The organism is Streptomyces sp. NPDC050732 (genome assembly GCF_040654255.1).
In the GTDB taxonomy this organism is placed as follows: domain Bacteria; phylum Actinomycetota; class Actinomycetes; order Streptomycetales; family Streptomycetaceae; genus Streptomyces.
Genome location: NZ_JBFAHP010000005.1, coordinates 234,540 through 260,392, shown reverse-complemented (window position 1 = coordinate 260,392; position 25,853 = coordinate 234,540). Strand labels below are relative to the sequence as shown.

7 protein-coding genes are annotated in these 25,853 nt (G+C 73.2%); 3 read left to right on the top strand and 4 right to left on the bottom strand.

All coding sequences use genetic code 11. From position 1 onward, the window contains the following. The 3 genes from AB0H82_RS06970 to AB0H82_RS06960 all read left to right on the top strand — a co-directional run. Positions 1–3,879 (top strand): SDR family NAD(P)-dependent oxidoreductase (locus AB0H82_RS06970; protein WP_362989641.1); only part of this gene is annotated, 3,879 nt, incomplete at its 5' end. Positions 3,880–3,896: 17 nt separating this feature from the next. After that, entirely contained in the window at positions 3,897–9,026 is a 5,130-nt protein-coding gene (locus tag AB0H82_RS06965; RefSeq protein WP_362989639.1) for a type I polyketide synthase, read from the top strand. Continuing rightward, on the top strand, positions 9,023–11,749 hold the full coding sequence (locus tag AB0H82_RS06960) for an AAA family ATPase (RefSeq protein WP_362989637.1): 2,727 nt from the start codon (positions 9,023–9,025) through the stop codon (positions 11,747–11,749). Before AB0H82_RS06965 ends, AB0H82_RS06960 begins: the two co-directional genes overlap by 4 nt. Before the next feature lie 64 nt (positions 11,750–11,813). On the opposite strand, the gene AB0H82_RS06955 is transcribed toward AB0H82_RS06960, so the two are convergent. From AB0H82_RS06955 to AB0H82_RS06940, 4 genes are read right to left on the bottom strand one after another with little or no spacing between them, the layout of a single operon-like run. Continuing rightward, entirely contained in the window at positions 11,814–13,304 is a 1,491-nt protein-coding gene (locus AB0H82_RS06955; RefSeq protein ID WP_362989635.1) for an FAD-binding protein, read from the bottom strand. Beyond that, the gene (locus AB0H82_RS06950; protein WP_362989633.1) at positions 13,301–13,723 is read right to left on the bottom strand and encodes a nuclear transport factor 2 family protein; all 423 of its coding nucleotides are present in this window, start codon (positions 13,721–13,723) and stop codon (positions 13,301–13,303) included. Before AB0H82_RS06950 ends, AB0H82_RS06955 begins: the two co-directional genes overlap by 4 nt. A 53-nt stretch (positions 13,724–13,776) precedes the next feature. Then, the gene (locus AB0H82_RS06945; protein WP_362989631.1) at positions 13,777–14,211 is read right to left on the bottom strand and encodes a nuclear transport factor 2 family protein; all 435 of its coding nucleotides are present in this window, start codon (positions 14,209–14,211) and stop codon (positions 13,777–13,779) included. Further along, entirely contained in the window at positions 14,208–25,766 is an 11,559-nt protein-coding gene (locus AB0H82_RS06940; RefSeq protein ID WP_362989629.1) for a type I polyketide synthase, read from the bottom strand. Before AB0H82_RS06940 ends, AB0H82_RS06945 begins: the two co-directional genes overlap by 4 nt. Positions 25,767–25,853: the final 87 nt, after the last annotated feature.

Here is a 25,853-nt window from a genome sequence, read left to right as displayed (position 1 = left end):
GTGGAGTGGGCGTTGCGGGCCGGTGATGAGGTCGGTTGTGTGACGGTGGAGGAGTTGATGTTGCAGGCGCCTTTGGTGGTGCCTGAGGCATCGGGGCTGCGGGTGCAGGTGGTGGTCGAGGAGGCGGGTGAGGACGGGCGACGCGGAGTTCAGATCTACAGCCGCCCTGATACGGCCACCGTGGGTGGCGACGACTCGTGGATCTGCCACGCGGCCGGCACTCTCACTCCCCAACCCACCGACGCTCCCGACAGCGGACCGGCCGGGGCATGGCCCGCAGCGGGTGCCGTGCCGGTGGACCTGGTCGGCTTCTACGAGCGTGTGGCGGACGCGGGCTATGCGTACGGCCCGGCGTTCCAGGGGCTGCGTGCCGTGTGGCGGCATGGCCACGATCTGCTGGCCGAGGTCGACCTGCCCGAGGCCGCCGGCGCGCACGACGGCTATGGCATCCACCCCGCCCTCCTCGATGCCACCCTCCACCCGGCCCTGCTCCTCGACTGGCCCGGGGAGGCGCAGGACGACGACGGGAAGGTCTGGCTGCCGTTCACCTGGAACCAGGTCTCCTTGCGAGCTGCGGGGGCGGCCACTGTGCGCGTACATCTCTCGCCCGGCGAGCCCGGTGAACCCGGCGAGCTGGACGAGGCCGAACGGGAAGTGCGGGTGCTGATATCCGACGCCACCGGGGCCGACGTCCTGAGCGTGGGGTCGGTGACGTTGCGTCCCGCCGACATCCGGCAACTGCAGTCCGTGCCGGGGCACGACGACGGTCTCTTCTCGGTGGACTGGACTCTGCTTCCGCTGACGCGGACGGATGTGTCGCAGACGGATGCTGACGAGGGCCTCGATTGGGTCGTGCTCTCGGAGGGTGGCGGGGGTCTGGCCGATGTGGTGCCGGTGGCCGGAGGTGAGGCGCCGTGGGCCGTGGTGGCTCCCGTCGCGACCTCCGCGAGCTCTGCGGGCGCCGGCCTTGACGGTCTGCTGGTCGTCGAGCGGGTGCTGTCGCTCGTACAGGAGTTCCTGGCCACGCCGCAGTTGTCGGAGTCCCGTCTCCTGGTGGTGACGCGCGGCGCGGTGGCCACCGGCAGCGACGGCGGCGCCAGTGACATAGACGCGGATGCCGCAGCCGTATGGGGCCTGATCCGCAGTGCGCAGTCGGAGAATCCCGGCCGCTTCGTCTTGGTGGACCTGGATGCCGACGACATCGATCTCCACCGGCACGGCAAGGAACTGCGCCAGGCCGCCGAGGACCTGGACGAACCCCAACTCGCCCTGCACGCAGGCCAACTGCTCGTCCCGCGGCTGGTCCGCGCCGCCGGCGGCGGACTCGTCGCGGCGCCCACCGAACGTGCCTGGCGCCTGGACAAGGGGAGCGCCGAGACGCTGGAGAGCGTGGCGCCGGTCGCGTACCCCGAAGTGCTGGAACCCCTGGAGCCCGGTCAGGTCCGCCTCGACATCCACGCCGCGGGCATCAACTTCCGCGACGTCCTGGTCAGCCTCGGCATGGTGCCCGGGCAAGTCGGTCTGGGCGGCGAAGGTGCCGGTGTCGTGACGGAGACGAGCCCCGGCGTCACGCACCTGTCGGTCGGCGACCGCGTGATGGGCGTCCTCCATGGCTCCTTCGGCCCGACGGCCGTGGCGGACACACGCATGGTCGCGCCGGTTCCGCAGGGCTGGGACATGCGGCAGGCAGCCGCGATGCCCGTCGCGTATCTGACGGCTTGGTACGGGTTGGTGGAGCTGGCCGGTCTGAGGGCGGGCGAGCGGGTGTTGATCCATGCCGCTACGGGTGGTGTGGGGATGGCGGCGGTGCAGATCGCCCGTCACCTGGGTGCCGAGGTGTTCGCCACCGCGAGTGCGGGCAAGCATGCCGTGCTGGAGGAGATGGGCATCGATGCCGCCCACCGCGCCTCCTCCCGTGACCTCGCCTTCGAGGAGACCTTCCGTCAGGCCACCGGCGGGCGCGGCATGGACGTCGTACTCAACAGCCTCACTGGCGAGTTCATCGACGCCTCCCTGCGGTTGCTCGGGGACGGAGGCCGGTTCCTGGAGATGGGCAAGACCGATGTGCGCACGCCGGAGGAGGTGGCCGCCGAGTACCCGGGCGTCACCTACACCGTGTACGACCTGGTCACCGACGCGGGGCCGGATCGCATCGCGGACATGATGGGTGACCTGGGCGAGAGGTTCGCTTCCGGGGCCCTTGACCCGCTGCCGGTGCGTTCCTGGCCGCTGGACAGGGCGCGTGAGGCGTTCCGGTTCATGAGTCAGGCCAAGCACACCGGCAAACTCGTACTCGACGTGCCCGCGCCGCTCGACCCCGACGGCACCGTCCTGATCACCGGGGGTACCGGCGCGCTGGGTCAGGTCGTGGCCGAGCATCTGGTGCGGGAGTGGGGCGTACGGCACCTGCTGCTGGCCGGCCGTCGCGGGCCGGACGCCCCGGGCAGCCGGGAACTCGCCGCCAGGCTCGCCGACCTGGGTGCCGAGGTGACCCTCGCGGCGGCCGATGTCAGCGATCCGGCCTCGGTGGTGGAGCTGGTCGGCAAGACGGATCCCTCGCATCCGTTGACGGGTGTCGTGCATGCGGCGGGCGTGTTGGAGGACGGCGTCGTGACGGCGCAGACGCCCGAGGGGCTGGCGCGGGTGTGGGCGGCGAAGGCCGCCGCGGCGGCGAACCTGCACGAGGCGACCCGGGGGATGCGCCTCGGTCTGTTCGCGGTGTTCTCCTCGGCGGCCGCCACGCTCGGCAGTCCGGGCCAGGCCAACTACGCGGCCGCCAACGCCTATTGCGACGCGCTGATGCAGCACCGCCGGGCCCGGGGCCAGGCCGGCCTGTCGGTCGGCTGGGGCCTCTGGGAGGCCCCGGGCGCCAAGACGGGTGCTGACGCCCACACCGAAACGGGTGCTGCCGCCGATACCGAAACGGGTGCTGCCGCCCACGGCACGGCGGACGCAAGGGCCGACGGCAAAGCGGGTGCAATGGCCGACAGCACGGCGGGCCCAATGGCCGACAACCAGCCCGGCGCCCCGGCCGGCGGCGCTCCCCGGGGCATGACCGGCGGGCTCAGCGACACCGACGTGGCCCGAATGGCGCGCATCGGCGTCAAAGCCATGAGCAACGCGCACGGTCTCGCCCTGTTCGACGCCGCGCACCGCCACGGCCGCCCCCATCTCGTCGCCGTCGACCTCGACACCCGCATCCTGGCGCACAAACCCGCGCCGGCCCTCCCCGCCCTCCTGCGCGCCTTCGCCGGAGGCCAGGGAGGCGGCCAAGGCGGCGGTCAGGGCGGCGGCCCGGCACGACCGGCGGCCGCCACCGCCCGGCAGAACGTCGACTGGGCCGCGAAGCTGTCCGTGCTGACCGCGGAGGAACAGCACCGCACCCTCCTCGACCTGGTACGGACGCACGCGGCAGCCGTCCTCGGGCACGCCGGTACCGACGCCGTGCGCGCCGACGCCCCCTTCCAGGACCTCGGCTTCGACTCCCTCACCGCGGTCGAACTGCGCAACCGCCTCTCGGCCTCCACCGGCCTGCGCCTGCCCGCCACATTCATCTTCCGGCACCCGACCCCGTCGGCCATCGCCGATGAACTGCGCGCGCAGCTGGCCCCCGCGGGGGCCGACCCGGCCGCGCCGCTCTTCGGCGAACTGGACAAGCTGGAGACAGTGATCGCGGGGCACGCGCACGACGAGAGCACCCGGACCCGCCTGGCGGCACGCCTGCAGAACCTGCTGTGGCGCCTGGACGACACCTCGGTCCGCTCGGACCACGCGGCCGGCGCGGGTGACGCCGACGGTGACACCGCCGAGAACCGAGACCTCGAATCCGCGTCGGACGACGAGCTCTTCGAGCTGATCGACCGAGAACTGCCTTCTTGATCAGGAGTGGAGAAGACATGCCGGGTACGAACGACATGCCGGGTACGGAGGACAAGCTCCGCCACTACCTGAAGCGAGTGACCGCGGATCTCGGACAGACCCGCCAGCGCCTGCGCGACGTGGAGGAGCGGCAGCGGGAACCGATCGCCATCGTCGCGATGGCCTGCCGGTACCCGGGCGGAGTGGCCTCGCCCGAGCAGCTGTGGGACTTGGTCGCCTCGCGCGGCGACGCCATCGAGGAGTTCCCCGCCGACCGCGGCTGGGACCTGGCCGGCCTCTACCACCCCGACCCGGACCACCCCGGCACGACCTACGTACGGGAGGCCGGGTTCCTGCGGGACGCCGCCCGCTTCGACGCCGACTTCTTCGGCGTCAACCCGCGCGAGGCGCTCGCCGCCGACCCGCAGCAGCGGGTGCTCCTCGAAGTGGCGTGGGAACTGTTCGAGCGGGCGGGCATCGACCCCGCCACGCTCAAGGACACCCTCACCGGCGTGTACGCGGGGATGTCGAGCCAGGACCACATGTCCGGGGGCCGGGTGCCACCGGAGGTCGAGGGATACGCCACCACGGGCACCCTGTCCAGCGTCATCTCCGGCCGCATCGCCTACACCTTCGGCCTGGAGGGCCCGGCGGTGACCCTGGACACGGCGTGCTCGGCGTCGCTCGTCGCGATCCACCTCGCCTGCCAGGCCCTGCGCCAGGGCGACTGCGCCCTGGCCCTGGCGGGCGGCGTGACCGTACTGTCCACGCCGACGGCGTTCGTCGAGTTCTCACGCCAGCGCGGGCTCGCACCGGACGGCCGCTGCAAGCCGTTCGCCGAGGCCGCCGACGGCACCGGCTTCTCCGAGGGCGTCGGCCTGATCCTCCTGGAACGCCTCTCCGACGCCCGCCGCAACGGGCACCAAGTCCTCGGCGTCGTCCGCGGCTCGGCCGTCAACCAGGACGGCGCGAGCAACGGTCTGACCGCCCCGAACGACGTCGCCCAGGAACGCGTGATCCGCCAGGCCCTCACCAACGCCCGCGTCCCCCCGGACGCCGTCGACGCCGTGGAAGCGCACGGCACCGGCACCACGCTCGGCGACCCGATCGAGGGGAACGCGCTCCTCGCGACGTACGGGAAGGACCGCCCCGCGGACCGGCCGCTGTGGCTCGGCTCCGTGAAGTCCAACCTCGGTCACACGCAGGCCGCCGCGGGCGTCGCGGGCGTCATCAAGATGGTGATGGCGATGCGCCACGGCGAGCTGCCCGCCTCCCTCCACATCGACCGGCCCACGCCCCATGTGGACTGGGAGGGCGGGGGAGTGCGGCTGCTCACCGACCCTGTGCCGTGGCCGCGGACCGACCGCCCCCGCCGCGCGGGAGTCTCCTCCTTCGGCATCAGCGGCACCAACGCCCACCTGATCGTGGAACAGGCCCCCGCCCCGCCCGACACGGACGACGCCGCACCGGAACGCACCGCAGCCCCCGACGCCGCCTCCGACGGCCTGGTGGTGCCGTGGGTGGTGTCGGCCCGCAGCCCGCAGGCTCTGCGGGATCAGGCGCTGCGTCTGCGTGATGCGGTGGCGGCCGATTCGACGGTTCCGGTGTCGGTGTCGGTGTCGGTGCGGGATGTGGGCTGGTCTCTGTTGCGCTCGCGTGCGCTGTTCGAGCAGCGGGCGGTGGTGGCGGGTCGGGAGAGGGCTGAACTGCTGGCGGGGCTTGCTGCGTTGGCCGCCGGTGAGGAGCACCCGGCCCTGACCCGCTCCCGTGAGGATGCGGTCGCTGCGAGCGGTGATGTGGTGTGGCTGTTCAGCGGCCAAGGCAGCCAGCTGGTGGGTATGGGTGCCGGTTTGTATGGGCGGTTCCCGGTGTTTGCGGCTGCGTTTGATGAGGTGTGCGGCCTGCTGGATGCGGAGCTGGGTGTGGAGGCGGGTGAGCTGCGGGAGGTGGTGTTCCGGGGCCCGCGGGAGCGGTTGGATCACACGATGTGGGCGCAGGCGGGGTTGTTTGCGCTGCAGGTGGGGTTGGCCCGGTTGTGGGAGTCGGTCGGTGTACTGCCGGATGTGGTGGTCGGCCATTCGATCGGCGAGATCGCGGCCGCCCATGTCGCGGGGGTTTTTGACCTGGCGGATGCGTGCCGGGTGGTGGGCGCGCGGGCCCGGTTGATGGGTGAGCTGCCCGAGGGCGGTGCGATGTGTGCGGTGCAGGCCACGCCCGCCGAGCTGGCCACCGATGTGGAGGGCACGGGTGTGAGTGTGGCAACGGTCAACACACCCGATTCCACCGTGATCTCTGGTCCCTCGGATGAGGTGGACCGGATTGCCGGACGGTGGCGGGAGCGGGGGCGCAAGACGAAAGCGCTGAGTGTCAGCCATGCCTTCCACTCGGCGCTGATGGAGCCGATGCTTGAGGAGTTCACCGAAGCGATACGAGGGGTCAAGTTCGGGCGGCCTTCGGTCCCGCTCATGAGCAATGTCTCCGGAGAGCGGGCCGGTGAGGAGGTCACGTCTCCGGAGTACTGGGCGCGTCATGTACGCCAGACAGTGCTGTTCCAGCCCGCGATCGCCCAGGTAGCCGCCAAGGCAGGCGTGTTCGTCGAGCTCGGCCCCGCCCCCGTACTGACCACCGCCGCCCAGCACACCCTGGACCACATCACCGAACCTGAAGGCACCGAGCCGGTCGTCACCGCGTCCCTCCACCCCGACCGGCCGGACGACGTGGCCTTCGCGCACGCCATGGCCGGACTCCACGTCGCCGGCATCAGCGTGGACTGGTCGGCCTACTTCGCCGCCGACCCCGCCCCCCGCACCGTCGACCTGCCCACCTACGCCTTCCAGGGGCGGCGCTTCTGGCTGGCGGACGTCGCGGCGCCCGAAGCCGTGTCCCCGGCGGACGGTGACGAGGCCGGGTTCTGGGCCGCCGTCGAAGGTGCGGACTTCCAGGCGCTCTGCGACACCCTGCACCTCAAGGACGACGAGCACAGGACGGCTCTGGAGACGGTGTTTCCTGCCCTGTCCGCGTGGCGGCGCGAACGACGCGAGCGGTCGATCGTCGATGCCTGGCGGTACCGGGTCGACTGGCGGCGCGTCGACCTGCCGACACCTGCTCCGGGCGCCGACCCCGCCGTCGACACCGGGGCCGGGGCCTGGCTGGTCGTGGCTCCCGCGCGCGGCGCCGGTACTTGGCCGCAGGCCTGCGCCCGGGCGCTGGAGGAGGCGGGTGCGCCGGTACGTATCGTCGAGGTCGGCCCGCACGCCGACCGGACGGACGTGGCGGACCTGGTCCGGGCATGGCGGGAAGGGTGTTCGGACGACGCCACGCCGCTCGGGGGAGTGCTCTCGCTGCTGGCCCTCGCCGAGGGTCCGGTCACCGATGCCGGCACCAGTCCCGACACGAGCCCCGGCACCAGTCCCGACACGAGCCCCGGCACCAGTTCCGATACCAGTTCTGATGCCGGTCCCCTCGCACCCCACGGCGGCCTCACCGCCACCTTGACGCTGCTGCACGGTCTGCTGGACGTGGGCGTCGAAGCGCCTCTCTGGTGTGCCACGCGCGGTGCCGTGTCGTGCGGCGACGCCGATCCACTCGTCTCCCCGTCGCAGGCCCCGGTCTGGGGACTCGGACGCGTGGCCGCCCTGGAACACCCGGAGCTGTGGGGCGGCCTGATCGATCTGCCCGCCGACCCGGAGTCGCTCGACACGAGCGCGTTGTACGCGGTGCTGCGCGGAGACGGCGGCCACCCCGGCGGCGAGGACCAGGTCGCGCTGCGCCGGGGAGCGGTCCTCGGCCGTCGTCTGGTGCCGCACGCGACCCCGGACATGACCTCCGGAGCCTGGCAGCCGCAGGGCGCCGTCCTCGTCACGGGAGGCGTCGGCGACCTGGCCGATCAGGTCGTACGGTGGCTCGCCGCGTCCGGCGCCGAACACGTCGTACTCCTGGACACGGGCCCCACCGACAGCCGCAGTCCCGCCCGGAACGACGCCCTCGCCGCGGAAGCCGCCGAACATGGCACCGAGCTGACGGTCCTGCGATCACTGGGTGAGCGGGCGGACGTATCCGTACGGTCCGCACAGCCCATACGGACCGTCATCCACACCTCGCTGCCCGGCGAACTCGCGCCCCTGGCCGAGGTCACCCCCGACGCGCTTGGCGCGGCCGTGTCCTCCGCCGCGCGGCTGAGCGAACTCACCGGCACCGGATCAGTGGAGACCGTGCTGTTCTTCTCCTCCGTGACGGCAACGCTCGGCAGCAGGGAACACGGCGCGTACGCCGCCGCCAACGCCTACCTCGACGCGCTGGCGCAACGGGCCGGTGCCGACGCCGCGAGCCCTCGGACGATCTCGGTGGGCTGGGGCATCTGGGACCTGCCGGACGACGGGGACGTGGCGCGCGGCGCCGCCGGGCTGTCCCGGAGGCAGGGACTGCCGCCGCTGGAACCGCAGTTGGCGCTCGGTGCCCTGCGCGCGGCGCTCGACGGCGGCAAGGGGCACACGCTGGTCGCCGACATCGAGTGGGAGCGGTTCGCGCCGCTGTTCACGCTGGCCCGGCCCACCCGTCTGTTCGACGGGATCCCTGCGGCCCAACGGGTCCTCGACGCCTCCTCGGAGAGCGCAGAGGCCTCGGAGAACGCCTCGGCACTCCGCCGCGAACTGACGGCCCTGCCCGCGCGGGAACGGACCGGGGCACTGCTCGACCTGGTCCGCAAGCAGGTGGCCGCCGTCCTGCGCTACGAGCCGGGCCAGCACGTGGCGCCGGAGAAGGCCTTCAAGGATCTGGGCTTCGACTCCCTCGTCGTGGTGGAGCTGCGCAACCGGCTGCGCGCCGCCACCGGGCTCCGGCTGCCCGCCACCCTGGTCTACGACTACCCCACGCCCCGTGCCCTCGCGGAACACCTGCTGGACAGGGTGCTGCCCGACGGCGGCGCGGCGGAGCTTCCCGTGGCCGCCCACCTGGACGACCTGGAGGCCGCCCTCACCGACCTGCCGGCCGACGATCCCCGCCGCAAGGGCCTGGTCCGACGCCTCCAGACACTGCTGTGGAAGCAACCCGACGCCACAGGGACGGCGGGCCCCGCCGACGAGGAGGAGCAGGACGCGCCCGAGGACCTGTCGACCGCGAGCGCCGACGACATGTTCGCCCTGATCGACCGGGAGTGGGGCACGCCGTGAACCAGGTGGAGTGGGGCGAGGAACTGACGGACTTGGTGGAGCGCAGCGAGGCGCTGGCCGCTCTCCGCGGCGCCTTCGACGGCTCCCCTGCCACCGGTGGCAGCCTCGTGGTGCTCAGCGGTGCGGTGGGCACCGGCAAGACCGCGCTGCTGCGGGCGTGGGCGGACCGCATCGGCGCCGACGCCGTGGTCCTCACCGCCACCGCCTGCCGCGCCGAGCGCGACCTGCCGCTGGGCGTCCTGGAACAACTGGTACGCAGCCCCGGCCTCCCCGCGGCGAGCGCCGAACGCGCGCTGGCGTGGTGGGACGAGCAGGACGGTGCCACCCCTGGAATGCGTGACCTGTGCGACGTGCTGCGGGATCTGCTCGCCGAGCGGCCCGTCGTGGTCGCCGTCGACGACGCGCACCACGCCGACGCGGCATCGCTGCAGTGCCTGTTCTCCCTGGTGCGCCGGCTGCGGTCGGCACGGCTCCATGTGCTGTTCACCGAGTACGCCCATCAGAAAGCGGCGAACGCCCTGCTGAGCAGCGAGTTCCTGCACGAGCCCGCCCTGCGCCGGATCCGCCTGGAACCGCTGTCGAAGGCCGGCGTGGAGGCCGTGCTCGCCCGGCACCTCGACGAGCGGACGGCACAGGACCTCACACCCGTCGTCCACGGCATGAGCGCGGGCCACCCGCTCCTCGTGCACGCCCTGGCCGAGGACCACCGTACGACGGGCGGGGCCGGGGAGGCGTACGGTCGTGCCGTCCTCAGCTTCCTGTACCGGCACGAGTCGCCGGTCCCACAAGTCGCCCGCGCCTTTGCGGTGTTGGGTGCGCATGCGGGGCCCGGCCTGGTCGGGCGGCTGCTCGACGTCGACGCCGCGTCCGTCGCGCGGGCCGTGCGGCAGCTGACCGTCGCGGAGGTGCTCCACGAGGGACGCCTGTGCCACCCGGCGTTCGCGGCGGCGGTCCTGGACGGCATGCCGCCCGAGGAACGCCGCGCCCTGCACGGACGGGTCGCCGACCTCCTGTACGAGGAGGGCGCGCCGGCCACCGAAGTGGCCGCCCACCTCGTCGCCGCCGACCGGTCCGACGCCCCGTGGGCGGTACCCGTCTTCCAGGAGGCAGCCCAACTCGCCCTGGACGAGGACGAAGTGGAGACCGGCGTCGGCTATCTGCGTGCGGCCCATCAGCGCTGCCGGGACGCCGGGCAGCGTGCCGCGGTCGTCGGCGCGCTCGCCGACGCCGAGTGGCGGCTCGACCCCGCAAAGGTCCTGCGCCACCTGCCCGCCCCCACCGCCGCGGCCTCCCACACAGCCCCCACCCCCACCCCCACCCCCACGCCCACATCCCCGCCCCTCCCCACCCACCTGCTCTGGCACGGGCGGGTCGAGGAAGGCCTGGACGCGATCGTCACGCTCACCGGGCCCGGCCCGGCCGGCGCGCCACCGATGAACCCGGCGGACCTGGACACCCCATGGCTGTGGGGCGCCTACCTCTACCCCGGGCACGTCAAGGAGCGCCTGGGCTCCGGCGCCCTGTCCCCGCAGCGCTCGGCCCCGCCGGCGGTCACGCCGGAGCTCCAGGGCGCGGGCACGCTGATGAACGACCTGCTGCACGGCGGCGAACGCGACGCCACCGAGGCCGTCGAGGCCGCCGAGCGCGCCCTGAACCGCTACCGGCTCGGCCCCCGCACCATCGCGGTCCAGACGGCCGCCCTCGCCGCCCTCACCTACCGGGACCGGCCGCACCGCGCGGCCGCCTGGTGCGACGGACTCGTCGCCCAGGCCGACGAGCGCAACAGCCCCACCTGGCGGGCACTGTTCACCGCGTGGCGCGCCCTGCTCCATCTGCGGCAGGGCGACCCGGACGCGGCGGAACAGCGCGCCGAGACCGCACTCGCCCTGCTCGGGCCGAAGGGCTGGGGCGCCGCGATCGGCCTCCCGCTGGCAGCCGCCGTACAGGCCAAAGCGGCCCTCGGTGACGTCGACGGGGCGGCGGCGCTCCTGGAACGGCCGGTGCCGCAGGCGGTGTTCCAGACCCGCACCGGACTCCACTACCTGGCGGCCCGGGGCCGCTATCACCTCGCCACCGGCTGCCACTACGCGGCCCTGTGCGACTTCTACGCCTGCGGGACCCGGATGAGCAGCTGGGGCGTGGACCTGCCCGCGCTGGAGCCGTGGCGCCTCGGCGCGGCGGAGGCCTACCTGGCCCTCGGTGAGACACTCCTGGCGCGCCAACTCGTCGACGGTCAGCTGTCGTTGCCCACCCCTGCCGACGGCCGCACCTGGGGCATGACGCTGCGCCTGCGGGCGGCGACGTCCCCCGCACCGGCCCGGGCCGAACTCCTCGACGAGGCCGTGGCGGTACTCCGGGGGAGCGGTGACACCTTCGAGCTGGCGCGGGCCGTGGCCGACCAGGCGGTGGCCGTACGCGAAGGGGGCGAGGCGGAACGCGCCCGGCTGCTGACCCGCAAGGCGGAGCTGCTGGCCCGGCGCTGGGGCAGCGCGCCCGCGCCCGCCACCGTCCCCGGGCCGCCGAAGCGGCCAGGACCGGCCACTCCGGACGCCGAACTGACCGGAGCGGAAAGGCGGGTGGCCGAGCTGGCCGCCGAGGGATTCACCAACCGGGAGATCTCCCGGAAGCTGTGCGTCACGGTCAGCACCGTGGAACAGCATCTGACCCGGATCTACCGGAAGCTCGACGTCCGGCGACTGGACCTCCAGGCGGCCCTCGGCTGACCGCGGGGCGCGTGCCCCTTGGCCGACCGAGGGCCTGTCCTGGCGGGTCAGGACCGTACAGCAGTCAAGACCGCACAGCCGCCGTCGCCGTCGCCGTGGTCGTCACCGTGTCCAGACCCACCACGGCCAGCTCCTCCGGAAGGAACGGGGGAGCGGTGAGCTGCGGGAGGCGTTCGTCGGCGCGCATCGCCATCAGGAAGCGGTTGGAGCCCAGTTCGGCCTGCGGCGCGTTGAGGCTCATCACGTCCGTGACGATCTCGGACGCCTTCGGGGAACGGATCGACGCCGCGGTGATGGCCTCGGCGAATCGCAGCCGCTGCTCGGTGTCCACACCGATGAGCCGCGGATCCGTCGCCGACACGCGGCAGTTGACGTAGTCGATGTCCTTGGTCGCGGCGAGGATCCACGGGTCGTCCACGGCCGCGCCGATCGCCTTCTGCAGGGCGCGGGTGCCGGCCGGGGCGGACCCCGTCCCCTCCTGATGACTCCGCTCGAACTCGCGGTCGATCGTGGTGGCGCAGCGCGCGGCCGAGCTCATGCCGTGGCCGTAGATCGGGTTGAACGCGGTCAGCGAGTCGCCGATCACGAGCAGACCGTCGGGCCACTGCGCGAGCCGCTCCGGATAAAGGCGGCGGTTGGCGCCGGAGCGGGAACCGAAGACGGGGGTGAGCGGTTCGGCGTCCCGGAGCAGGTCGGCGAGGATCGGATGGGCGAGGTTTTCCGCGAAGGGCAGGAACTCGTCCTCGTGGCTCGGCAGTTGTGCGCCTCGCGTGCAGGAGAGCGTCGCGAGCCAGCGGCCGCCCTCGATGGGGTAGACCACACCGAAGCGGCCGGGTTCGCGGACCCGGTCGTCGGCGGCGATGTTCACGGCCGGGAAGTGGGTCGTCGCGCCGGGCGGGGCCTTGAAGAGCCGGGTGGCGTAGGCGACGCCCGCGTCCACGACGTCTTCCTCAAGTGCCGGTACGCCGAGGGCGGCGAGCCACTGCTTGAGGCGGGAGCCGCGCCCGGTGGCGTCGATCACCAGGTCGGCCGCCAGCCGCTCCTGCCGACCGCTGTCGAGGTCGCGGACGACGACACCGGTGACCCGGCCGTCGCCGCCACCGCCACTGCCATTGTCACCGCCCGTCAGCTCGACGGCTTCAGTGCGCTGCCGGACGGTGATGTTGTCGGCCCCGAAAGCTTGTTGTCGTACTGTCAGGTCCAGCAGCGGGCGGCTGGCGACCAGCGCGAACTGGGTGGCGGGGAAGCGGTGCTGCCAGCCCTGCCCGGTCAGGGTCACCAGGTCCTCGGGGAAGCCGAGCCGGCGGGCGCCGGCCGCGAGGAGGCGGTCGGTGGTGCCGGGCAGCATCTCCTCGATGAGGCGGGCCCCGTTGGACCACAGGAGGTGCGCGTGGCGGCCCTGCGGGACCCCCTTGCGGTGCTGGGGCTCCTCGGGCAGCGCGTCACGTTCCACGACGGTGACGGCGTCGACGTGCCGCGCCAGGACGTGGGCCGCCAGGGTGCCTGCCATGCTGGCACCCAGGACGACGGCGTGTGCGGGTCGGGTGGTGGTCACGCGCGTATCCCTTCGGGGTGGGTGATGTCGGCGGGCTCGGCGGGATCGTCCATGGTCACGTCCGTGACGCCCCAGAACGCCTGGACCCGGCGGCCGAGCCCGTTCTCGTCGAGTTCGACGATGCCGACGATGCGGAAGGTCATCGGCCGCGGCCGCTGCACGGTGACCGTGGTCGGCGTCACCACGAAACGGTCGTCCATCGACGTCATCGGCGGGTCCGGCACCTCGTGCGTACCGCAGGAGACGGCCAGTTCGAGGTGGCGGCGGAGATCGTCCTTGCCCACCATCGGCGGCCGGCCCACGGGGTCCTCGAAGACGATGTCGTCCGTGAACAGGTCGAGGACGCCTTCGATGTCACCGGCGTTGATGCGCTGGGCGTAGTCGACGGCCATCTGCTTGCGCGCGGCCTCGTCGGGCATGGCACCTCCAGGAGGGTGGGCAGACCTTGTGAAAGTCATCTCGGGCCGCCGGTTCAGCCGAGGACCGTGAGATCGGATGTGCCCCAGTACGACTTCAGATGCCGGATGAGGCCGGACGTGTCCATGCGGATCACGAGCATCGCGGTGCGGTGGATACGGGCCGTACCCGGGGTCTCGGGGGCCTTGAGCCAGCCCCGCTCCGCGTACAGCGGGCCCATGGGCAGGTAGTCCATGACGGAGGCGATCTGGATCAGCGTGTGCGTGGCGTCCTGCCCGGCGACGGGCTCGGCCGCCTCCTCGCGCAGGCGCGCGGCGAGAAGCGGTTCGTAGTGGGCGCGCAGCGCGTCGTGCCCGGTGAGGGGCGGGAGGCCGACCGGGTCCTCAAGGACCGCGTCCGGCGCGTACAGCTCGATGAGCGCGTCCAGGTCCCCGGCGTTGACCCGCCGGCTGTGCTCAAGGGCACGCTTCTTGCGGGCGAACTCGTTCATCGCTGTCCCTCCACTGCCTGTCCGTTTCCGTGCCCGTTGCCCTGTCCGTTGCCCTGTCCGTTGTCCTGTCCGTTCGCGCCGTCCCTGCCGAGATCCCGGTCGATGAACGCGAAAATCTCGTCCGTCGACGCGTCCTGGATACGGGTACGGGTGGCCACCGCGACGTCGCCGGCCGAGTCCTCCGGCGCGTCGAGCCTGGCCAGCGTGGCGCGCAGCCGTCCCGCCAGTTCGGCCCGTGCCGAGCCGTCCTTCGAGGAGACCGAGAGGAGCGAGCCCTCGATGCGCTCGAACTCCGCAAGGACGTCGGCGAGCGGGTCCGCCGCGCGCGGCGCCAGCTCCTGCCGCAGCTGCGCGGCGAGCTCCGCCGGGTTGGGGTGGTCGAAGACGAACGTGGCAGGCAGCTTCAGGCCCGTCGCGGCCGAGAGCCGGTTGCGCAGCTCCACCGCGGTCAGCGAGTCGAAGCCGAGCTCCCGCAGCCCCTGCGTCGCGTTGACGGGAGTCGCCGCGTCGTAGCCGAGGACGGCCGCGATGTGCGTGCACACCAGGTCGAGCAGCGCCTCCTCCCGCTCGGGGTCGGACATCGCGCCGAGCGACTTGAGCAGCGCGGCCGCCCCCGCAGACACGGCACCGCCGCCGCCCTTGCTCCCGCCGCGCACCAGGTCCCGCAGCAGTGCCGGAGCGGGGTGGGTCTCGGCCTGCCGGCGCATCCGGGTCAGGTCGAGACGGACCGGCGCGTACAGGGGCAGACCACCGGCCCATGCCGCGTCGAGGAGGCCGAGGCCCTCGTCGGCGCCGAGCCCGACCACACCGGCGCGGGCGTGGCGCGCCCGGTCGGCGTCGGTGAGCCGTCCCGACATGCCGCTCGCCAGCTCCCAGTAGCCCCACGCCAGGGAGGTCGCCGCCGCGCCGCCGTCGTGCCGGTACCGGGCCAGCGCGTCGAGGAAGGCGTTGGCGGCCGTGTAGCTGCCCTGGCCGGGACCGCCGAGCAGCCCGGCGACCGAGGAGTACAGGACGAACGCGGACAGGTCCGCGTCCCGCGTCAGCTCGTGCAGGTGCCACGCGGCGTCCGCCTTCACGCGCATCACCTCCTCGACCTGCTCGGCTGTGAGGTTCTGCACCACCGCGTCGTTCACGGTGCCCGCGCAGTGGAAGACGGCGGTCAGCGGATGCTCCGCGGGTACGGCCGCCAGGAGGGCGACGGCTTCGTCCCGGTCGCCCGGGTCGCACGCGGCGAAGGTGACCCGCGCGCCGAGCGCGGAGAGGTCGGCGGCCAGTTCGAGGGCGCCCGGCGCGTCGGCTCCCCGCCTGCTGGACAGCAACAGGTGCCTGGCTCCGTACCGCTCCACGAGGTGGCGGGCCGTCAGCGCGCCGAGCGCTCCGGTGCCGCCGGTGATCAGCACGGTGCCCTCGGGGTCGAAGGCGGGGGGCAGCGAGAACACGGTGATGCCCGCCGAGGGCGGGGCCGCCATCGCGGCGGGCGCCTGCCGGATGTCCCACACGGTGATGTCGAGGGGCGACAGGGCGAGGCCGTCACCCCATTCTGCGGGGTCCCTGGGTTCCGCGGTGGCCGCCGAGTTCGCCGATTCCGCTGAGTCGGTCGAGTCCGTCGAGTGCGTCGAGCCGGTAGAGTCCGCCGGCTCCGTCGAGCCGGCCGAGTCCGCCGCCTCCGCGGAGCCCGAAGAGTCGGCCGAGCCCGAAGAGTCGGCCGAGCCCGCAGAGTCGGTCGAGCCCGCCGAGCCCGCCGAGCCCGCGGAGCCCGTCGAGCCGGTCGAGCCCGAAGAGCCCGCCGAGCCCGCAGAGTCCGTCGAGTGCGTCGAGTGCGTCCAGCCGGCCGAGCCCGCAGAGTCCGCCGAGCTCGTCGAGCCGGAAGAGTCGGCCGAGCCCGTCGCATGCGTCGAGCCGGCCGAGTCCGTCGAGTCCGCCCCCTCCGTCCACTCCGCCAACTCCGCGAGGATTTCCCGTACGCGCCCGGGCTCGGGCGGCGTGACGGTCTGGCCCTCGTCCGGGCCGCCCGCACGCTGGACCACCAGGCCGTCCTCGTGACGGAGGATGACGTCGGCCGTGCGCTCGGCGAGGCCCGGAGCCTCCGCTCCCGACGCACCGTCCACGACGTCCACCCGCCACCGCCGGGCAAGGCGCAGCACTGCACGGCCGACGGAACCGGTGTCCTCCTCGACGAGCAGGGTCTCGCCACCGCGCGGCGCGACGACGTCCGCCAGTATGTGATACGCGGACACATAGGCCCCCAAGGACCCGGCCGCCTGCGCCCAACTCCAGCCCGACGGAACCTTCATGAGCAGCGAGCCATCGGCGACGGCCACCGGGCCCACCGCGTCGACCCATCCCATCACCCGGTCGCCCACGGCCACCGAACCGACCTCGCCGCCGACCTCCGTCACCACACCGGCGCCCTCGACGCGGCCCGCGGTGAAGGGCCCCGACGCCGCGGCCCGCACCGCCACCCGCACCTCGTGCGGCTCCAGCGCCCGCCCGGCCTCCGGCGCGTCGACAAGGGACAACTGCCCCCCTCCGGCCGCCGCTTCGGACCGCGCCAGCCGCCACGTAAGCGAGCCGACCGGCGGCACCAGGCGCACCGACGCGTCATCGCGTACGAGCCGCGGCACGTAGGCGTGCCCGTCCCGCAGCGCCAACTCCGGTTCGTCGGCCGCCAGTACGCCGGACAGCGCGACCGGCGAAGGCGCCGGCCCGTCCACGTCGAGCAGCGTCAGGCGACCGGGGTTCTCGGCCTGCGCGCTGCGCACCAGACCCCACAGCGACGCGCCCGCCAGATCACCGGCGGTCTCACCCGGCCGCGCGGCGACCGCACCCCGGGTGACGACGACGAGACGCGTCGCCGCGAACGCCGGGTCGTCCACCCACTCCTTGAGCAGCGACAGAAGGGACACGGCGGCCAGCCGCGCCCACCCGGCCGCGTCACCGGCACCCTCCTCGGCCCCCGCGCCCGACCCTGCCGCGGCGCACACGACGAGCACGACATCAGGCGCTTCGCCCCCGGCCGCCACCCCGTCCCGCAGCGCGCCGAACGTGTCCCACACGGGCCCGGCGGACAGCGCGTCGCACAAGGCCCCGGCCAGCGCCCCGGCCGGCGCACCGCCCAGCGGACCACTCCCGGCAGGCGCGACGACCGCGGCACGCGGGGCGCCGCCGCCGGTCCCCTCGGCCCGCGCGGCAGCCTCCGTCCACACGAGCCGGAAGAGCGCGTCACGGTCCGCCGCACGGGCGCCCGCGATCTGGTGGGCGGCCACCGGCCGCACCGTGAGCGACTCCAGCGTCAGAACCGACTCACCGCCTCCGCCCCCGTCCACGGCCGTGAGAGTCAACTGGTCGGGAGCGGTGCGTGCGATGCGTACCCGAAGCTTCTCCGCGCCCGGCGCGTGCACCCGCAACCCGCTCCACGAGAACGGCAGCAGCACCTGGTCGGTGTCGGCGGACGACGTGACCGCGTCCAGGATCAGCGCGTGCAGCGTGGCGTCGAGGAGCACCGGATGCACCTGGTAGCGGTCGGCCCTGCCGCTCTCCGCCTCGGGCAGCGCGACCTCGGCGAAGATGTCGTCCCCGAGCCGCCACGCGCTCACCAGCCCTTGCGAACCGGACCCGAAGTCGTAGCCGTACGAAGCGAGCTCCCCGTAGGCGTCGTGCCCGCCGACCGGTGTGGCGCCCGGCGGCGGCCACGCCCCGCCGAACGAGACGTCCTCGGCGCCGGAGCCCGAGGGGGCGACGATCCCCGCGGCGTGCCGGGTCCACACGGCCTCCTCGCCCTCACCCGTGGGCCGCGAGTGCACGGTCACGGGACGCCGCCCGTCCTCGGCCACGGAACCGACCGCCACCTGCACGTCGACCGCGCCCGCACCCTCGTCGCCGAAGGCCAGCGGAGTGTGCAGCGTCAGCTCCGCCAGCTCCGCGCAGCCGGCACGCACCGCGGCCTGCAGCGCGAGCTCCACGAACGCCGAACCGGGCAGCAGCACCGTGTCCATGACCCGGTGCTCGGCCAGCCACGCCTGGTCCCGCGGAGAGATCCGGCCGGTCAGCAGATGACTGCTGCCGTCCGCGAGTTCCACGGCGGCCCCGAGCAGCGGATGCCCCGCGGAAGCGAGCCCGAGCCCCGCCGGGTCCCCGGCGAGCCCCCTGCGCCCCTCCAGCCAGAACCGCTCCCGCTGGAAGGCGTACGTCGGCAGATCCACCACCCGAGGCAGCGGCACGGCCGGGAACCAGCCCGTCCAGTCGACCTCCGCCCCCGCACCGAAGGCCTGGGCGGCGGAACGGGTGAGCTGCGCGGCGTCGCCGTGGTCGCGGCGCAGGGTGGGGACGACGGTGGCGGGCATGTCGGCCCGCTCGATGGTCTCCTCCATGCCGAGGTTGAGGACGGGGTGGGGGCTGGCTTCGATGAACAGGCGGTAGCCGTCGGCGAGCAGCGCCTCGATGGTGTCGGCGAAACGGACCTGCTGGCGGAGGTTGGTGACCCAGTAGCCAGTGTCGAGGGCGGTGGTGTCGTCGAGGCGCTCGGCGGTGACGGTCGAGTAGAAGGCGACGTCCGTGGCCGTGGGCCGGATGTCGGCCAGGCGTTCCGTCAGCAGATCGTGGAGCTGGTCGATCTGGGGACCGTGGGAGGCGTACCCGACATCGATGACGCGGGCGCGCAGCCCCCGTGCTTCCGCGTCCGCGACCACGGCCGCGACGTGCTCCGGGGGGCCCGAAATCACCGTCGAGGATGGCCCGTTGACGGCCGCGACAACCACGCCCGGCCGGTCATCGCCGATGAGTTCAGCGGCCAGCTCGGCCCCGGCGCTGAGGGACGCCATATCGCCGTGCCCCTGCAGCTGACGGAGCGCGTCACTGCGTACCGCCACGATCCGCGCCGCATCCTCCAACGACAGCGCGCCCGCGACACACGCGGCGGCCATCTCGCCCTGCGAGTGCCCGACCACGGCAGCCGGAGTGATGCCATAGTCCGCCCACACCGCAGCCAGCGAGACCATGACCGCCCACAGCACGGGCTGTACGACCTCGACCCGGGAGAGTTCACTCCCGTCCCCGCGCAACACATCCGTCAGCGACCAGTCCACATACGCCGACAGCGCAGCCTCACACTCCGCGATCCGCGCGGCGAACACCGGTGACTCATCAAGCAGTTGGGCTCCCATGCCCACCCACTGCGACCCCTGCCCCGGAAACACCAACACCGGTCCCGCGCCGGAAGCACCCTGTACGGCGCCCTCGACGACGTCCGGTGACGGCTCGCCCGCCGCCAGAGACCGTAGCCCGGCGAGGAGAGTCTCGCGGTCCTTGCCCACGACGACGGCCCGGTTCTCGAACACCGACCGGGTCTTGACCAGGGACCAGCCCACGTCCAGCGGCGACGCGAGTCGCGGGTCGGCGGTGGCGCGGTCGGCAAGCAGTCCCGCCTGGGCCCGCAGCGCCTCCTCGCCGCGCGCCGACACCACCCAGGGCACCACTCCGGCCGGTGCCGCGGCGTCCTCCGCCGGAGCGCTCGCGGGCTCCGGCGCGTCCGGGGCCTGTTCGAGGATGAGGTGCGCGTTGGTGCCGGAGATGCCGAAGGCGGACACCCCGGCGCGGCGCGGGCGTTCGCCGCGCGGCCAGGCGACCGGTTCGGACAGCAGGCGGACGCCGCTGCCGTCCCAGTCGACGTGCGGCGTGGGCGCGTCGATGTGCAGGGAGGCGGGCAGCTGTTCGTTGCGCAGTGCCATGACCATCTTGATCACGCCGGCGACACCGGCCGACGCCTGCGCGTGTCCGATGTTCGACTTGATCGAGCCGAGCCACAGCGGCCGGTCCGCGGGCCGCTCCTTGCCGTACGTGGCCACGAGCGCGCTGGCCTCGATGGGGTCGCCCAGCATGGTGCCGGTGCCGTGCGCCTCCACCGCGTCGACGTCTTCGGCGGAGAGCCGCGCGTTGGCGAGGGCCTGCCGGATCACCCGCTGCTGCGCCTGCCCGTTGGGCGCCGTGAGCCCGTTGCTCGTGCCGTCCTGGTTGATGGCCGAACCCCGGATCACCGCGAGGACGTTGTGGCCGTTGCGCCGCGCCTCCGAGAGCCGTTCGAGTACGACCAGGCCGACTCCCTCGGCCCAGCCGGTGCCGTCGGCGGCGGCCGCGAACGGCTTGCACCGGCCGTCCTTGGCGAGCCCGCGCTGCAGCGAGAACTCGACGAACGAGCCCGGCGTGGCCATCACCGTCGCGCCGCCCGCGAGGGCGAGCGAGCACTCGCCCTGCCGCAGCGCGTGCGCCGCCTGGTGGATTGCCACCAGGGACGACGAACAGCCGGTGTCGATCGTCATCGCCGGGCCTTCGAGACCGAGTACGTACGACACCCGGCCGGAGGCGACACAGCCGAGGTTGCCGGTGCCGATGTAGCCCTCGACCTCGGTGGGCCGTTCGCCGACGAGCGCGAGGTAGTCGAAGATGGTCAGGCCCGTGAACACTCCGGCGTCGGTGCCCTTGAGGGTCTCCCGGTCGAGGCCCGCGCGTTCGATCGCCTCCCAGGCGGTCTCCAGGAGCAGCCGCTGCTGCGGGTCCATCGCGATGGCCTCGCGGGGGCTGATGCCGAAGAATCCCGCGTCGAAGTCGCCCGCGTCGTAGAGGAACCCGCCCTCGCGCACATAGCTGGTGCCGCGGCTCTCCGGGTCCGGGTCGTACAGCGCCTCCAGGTCCCAGCCCCGGTCGTCGGGGAAGTCCCCCATGGCGTCCTTGCCGGCCGCGACGAGATCCCACAGCTCCTCGGCGGAGCGGACGTCGCCCGGATAGCGGCAGGCCATGCCGACGATGGCGATCGGCTCGTCGTCGGCGGCGCCCCCGGAGGCCCCGGCTGCCCGCACCGGATCGGCGGAGGCCGCCGTGTCACCGGACAGCTCGGCCCGCAGGACGTCGGTGAGCGCGTCGGGGGTGGGGTGGTCGAAGACGACCGTCGTCGGCAGGGTCAGGCCGGTGCTCTTGTTCAGCCTGTTGCGCAGCTCCACCGCGGTCAGCGAGTCGAAGCCCAGCTCCTGGAACGGCTTGGTGGCGGGCACCGCGTCGACGTCCGAGTGCCCCAGTGTGGCCGCCGCCTGGGAGCGCACGTGCTGCAGCAGCAACTGCCGCTGCTGCGCCGGTTTGGCCTCCGTCAGCTCCTGCTGCAGCGACGACGCCTCCGAGTCGTCCTCGCGCGCCACTGGTGCGCTCGCCCGCCGGTTCTCGGGCAGGTCGGCGAGGAGCGGGCTGGGTCGCTGAGCGGTGAACGTCGACGTGAACTGCGCCCAGTCGAAGTTCGCCACGGTCAGCGTCGTCTCGCCGGCGTCCAGGGCCTGCTGCAGCGCCTTGACGCACAGCTCCGGGCTGAGCGGATGCAGACCGAAGCGGCTGAAGAACGTCAACGCGGCCTGGTCCGCCGCCATGCCGGCCTCGGCCCAGGGCCCCCAGGCGATGGAGGTGGCGGGCAGGCCCTGGGAGCGGCGGTGTTCGGCGAGGGCGTCGAGGAAGTGGTTGGCCGCGCCGTAGGCGCCCTGCTGGCCGCTGCCCCACACGCCGGCGCCGGACGAGAACATCACGAACGCCGAGAGCGGCAACTCCCGGGTCAGCTCATGCAGATGGTGAGCGGCGAGCGCCTTCGGGCGCAGCACCTCGTCCAGCTCGGCGCCCGACACCTCACCGAGGCCGATGTAGTTCGGCACGCCGGCCGCGTGGATGACGGCGGTCAGCGGGTGCTCGGCGGGGACGCCGTCGATGAGGCGTCGTACCTGCTCGCGGTCACCGACGTCGCAGGCGGTGATGGTGACGGCGGCACCCAACTCCGCCAGCTCCGCCGTGAGTTCCCGCGCTCCGGGGGCGTCGGGGCCGCGGCGGCTGGTAAGGAGGAGGTGCGGGGCGCCCGCGCGGGCGAGCCACCGCGCGAGGACGGCGCCGATGCCACCGGTGCCGCCGGTGATGAGAATGGTGCCGTCGGGCCGCCAACTGAGCCCGTTGCGTGCCGTGTTGGCGGGGGCGTGTGCGAGGCGGCGCGCATGGACGCCGGACGGCCGGATGGAGAGCTGGTCCTCGTCCTGGGGGACCAGGGCGGCGGCCAGCCGGGTGAGTGTCTGGTGGTCGATACGAGCGGGCAGATCGACGAGCCCGCCCCACAGCCGCGGATACTCCAGCGCGGCGACGCGCCCCAGCCCCCACACCTGAGCCTGCACCGGATGGGTGAGGGCGTCGGTGGCGCTCGTGGAAACAGCCCCCTGCGTGAGCGTGCGTACGGCGATGTCGGCGCCGTTGTCCCCAAGGGCCTGCACGAGAGCGGTCGTCGCGGCGAGTCCGGCGGGCACGGCGGGGAACTCGGGATGCGGCTCCTCGTCCAGGGCCAGCAGATTGACGACTCCGGCGTACGCGGCCCCGTCCATCAGGGCGTGCAGCTCCCGAGCCAACTCCGTACGCTCCACGGCACACGCGTCGACCACGTGGCGCCGCACTTCGCCACCGTGGGCGGTCAGCGTCTGCGCGGTCGCGAGTGCTACCGGATGGTCGGTGTGTGCGGCGGGCACGAGCAGCAGCCACGTTCCCCTGAGCTCCGGTGCCGGCACGTCGGGCAGGTGCTTCCACGTGACGTGGTAGCGCCAGGAGTCGACGGTGGACTGCTCGCGGTGCCGACGCCGCCAGGCCGAGAGGACGGGCAGCGCGGACTCCAGCGCGCCGACGCTCTCCGCCTGCCCCTCGATCTCCAGGCTGCCGGCGAGGGCGTCGATGTCCAGCTCCTCGATCGCCTGCCACACCCGGGCCTCGACCGGATCGTGCCCCCCACTCGCGGTTGCGACCGCCGCGGGCGGCTCCACCCAGTAGTGCTTGTGCTGGAAGGGGTAGGTGGGCAGGTCGACGGTGCGGGGGGTGGGGTCGGCCGGGAACCAGCGCCGCCAGTCGATGTCGGCGCCGGCGGTGAAGGCGTGGGCGGCGGCGCGGGTGAGCTGGGTGGTGTCGCCGTGGTCGCGGCGCAGGGTGGGGATGGTGACGGCCGCCCCCGCGGGACCGGTCTGCTGCTCGATGGTTTCCTGGATGCCGAGGTTGAGGACGGGGTGGGGGCTGGCTTCGATGAACAGGCGGTAGCCGTCGGCGAGCAGCGCTTCGATGGTGTCGGCGAAGCGGACCGGTTGGCGGAGGTTGGTGACCCAGTAGGCGGTGTCGAGGGCAGTCGTGTCCGTCAGGCGCTCGGCGGTGACGGTCGAGTAGAAGGCGACGTCGGTGGTTGTCGGCTGGATGTCGGCGAGCCGGTCGGTGAGGAGGTCGTGGAGCTGGTCGATCTGGGGGCCGTGGGAGGCGTATCCGACGTCGATGACGCGGGCGCGTAGCCCACGTGCTTCCGCGTCCGCGACCACGGCGGCCACATCCTCCGGCGGCCCCGAAATGACCGTCGAGGATGGCCCGTTGACGGCCGCGACAACCGCTCCCGGCCGCTCGTCGCCGATGAGTTCAGCGGCCAGCTCGGGCCCGGCGCTGAGGGATGCCATGTCGCCGTGCCCCTGCAGCTGGCGGAGCGCGTCACTGCGTACCGCCACGATCCGCGCCGCATCCTCCAACGACAGCGCGCCCGCGACACAGGCGGCGGCCATCTCGCCCTGCGAGTGCCCGATCACGGCGGCCGGGGTGATGCCGTAGTCCGCCCACACGGCGGCGAGTGAGACCATCACCGCCCACAGCACGGGCTGTACGACCTCAACGCGGGACAGCTCCGCCCCGTCCCCGCGCAGCACGTCCGTCAGAGACCAGTCCACATACGCCGACAGCGCCGCCTCACACTCGCCGATCCGCGCCGCGAACACCGCCGACTCGTCCAGCAGTTGGGCACCCATGCCCACCCACTGCGACCCCTGCCCCGGAAACACCAACACCGGCCCAGGACCCACATCACCCGCCACCCCGGCCACCACATCCGCCGAAGCCTCGCCCGCAGCCAACGCCCCCAGACCAGCACCGGACTGGGCCAAGTCCTGTCCCACGACCACGGCCCGCTGCTCGAACAACGCGCGTGTCGTGGCCAGTGACCAGCCCACCTCGGCCGCCGACACCTCCGCGTCCCCGCCCACGAACTCGCGGACCCGCCGCGCCTGTTCACGCAGTGCGTCCGGCGTCCGCCCCGAAAGCACCCAGGGCGCCACCCCACCCGGCTCCGCGTCCACGGGGTCGGGCACCTCGTCCTCCGGCGGCGCCTCCTCCAGGATCAGATGTGCGTTCGTCCCCGAGATGCCGAATGCCGAGATGCCTGCCCGCCGTGTCCGCTCCGCCGGCCAGTCCACGGGCTCGGAGAGCAGTCGTACGCTGCCCTGTTCCCACTGGACGTGCGGTGACGGCGCGTCGATGTGCAGGGAGGTGGGGAGGAGACCGTTGCGCATCGCCATGACCATCTTGATGACGCCCGCGACACCGGCCGCGGCCTGCGTGTGACCGATGTTCGACTTGACCGAGCCGAGCCAGAGCGGGCGGTCCTCCGAGCGCCCCTGCCCGTACGTGGCGAGCAGGGCCTGCGCCTCGATGGGGTCGCCGAGCGTGGTGCCGGTGCCGTGGGCCTCCACGGCGTCGATGTCCTCGGCGGAGAGGCGGGCGTTGGCGAGGGCGGCACGGATGACGCGTTCCTGGGAGGGGCCGTTGGGGGCGGCGAGCCCGTTGCTCGTACCGTCCTGGTTGGTGGCCGAACCTCGGATCACCGCGAGGACCTTGTGGCCGCGGCGCCGCGCTTCGGAGAGCAGCTCAAGCGCCACCACTCCGGCTCCCTCGCCCCAGCCGGTGCCGTCGGCGGCGGCCGCGAACGGCTTGCACCGCCCGTCGGGCGCGAGCCCCCGCTGCCGGGAGAACTCGGTGAACGAACCCGGTGTCGCCATCACCGTCGAGCCGCCGGCCAGCGCGAGCGAACACTCGCCCTGCCGCAGCGCCTGACTCGCCAGGTGGATCGCCACCAGGGACGACGAGCACGCCGTGTCGACGGTGACGGCGGGACCTTCGAGCCCCAGCGTGTAGGAGATCCGCCCCGACACCACACTGCCGAGGTTGCCGGTGCCGATGTAGCCCTCGACGTCACTGGCCGTCTGGCTGATCAGCGTCAGGTAGTCGTGGGCGCTCACCCCGGTGTAGACACCGGTGTCGCTGCCCTTCAGCGCCTGCGGGTTCATGCCCGCGTGCTCGATCGCCTCCCACGCGGTCTCCAGGAGCAGCCGCTGCTGCGGGTCCATCGCCACGGCCTCGCGCGGGCTGATGCCGAAGAACTCGGCGTCGAAGTGGCCGGCGTCGTACAGGAAGGCGCCGTCCCGCACATAGCTGGTGCCCGGGTGCTCCGGGTCCGGGTGGTACAGCGACTCCAGGTCCCAGCCCCGGTCGTCGGGGAACCCCGCGACCGCGTCGCCCCCGTCGCGCACCAGCTCCCACAGGTCTTCCGCCGACCGGGCGCCGCCCGGATAGCGGCAGGCCATGCCGACGATGGCGACCGGCTCGGTCGATTCCTTGTCGTGGAGCCGTTGCCGGGCCTCGCGCAGCTCCGCGGTGACCCACTTGAGATGATCGAGAAGTTTCTCCTCGTTCGACATCTGACCCAGGCTCCTTGGCGCTACGTGGTGATCGGGGCGTATGAGGTTGGGAGGGCAAGGGGTAAGGGGTAGGGGGCGGTGCGGCCG

What these genes read in the sequence shown, in the direction of transcription:
- AB0H82_RS06965 (WP_362989639.1), top strand. Translation starts at nt 3,897, where the DNA reads ATGCCGGGTACGAACGACATGCCGGGTACGGAGGACAAGCTCCGCCAC.
- AB0H82_RS06950 (WP_362989633.1), bottom strand. Translation starts at nt 13,723, where the DNA reads ATGCCCGACGAGGCCGCGCGCAAGCAGATGGCCGTCGACTACGCCCAG.
- AB0H82_RS06945 (WP_362989631.1), bottom strand. Translation starts at nt 14,211, where the DNA reads ATGAACGAGTTCGCCCGCAAGAAGCGTGCCCTTGAGCACAGCCGGCGG.
- AB0H82_RS06940 (WP_362989629.1), bottom strand. Translation starts at nt 25,766, where the DNA reads ATGTCGAACGAGGAGAAACTTCTCGATCATCTCAAGTGGGTCACCGCG.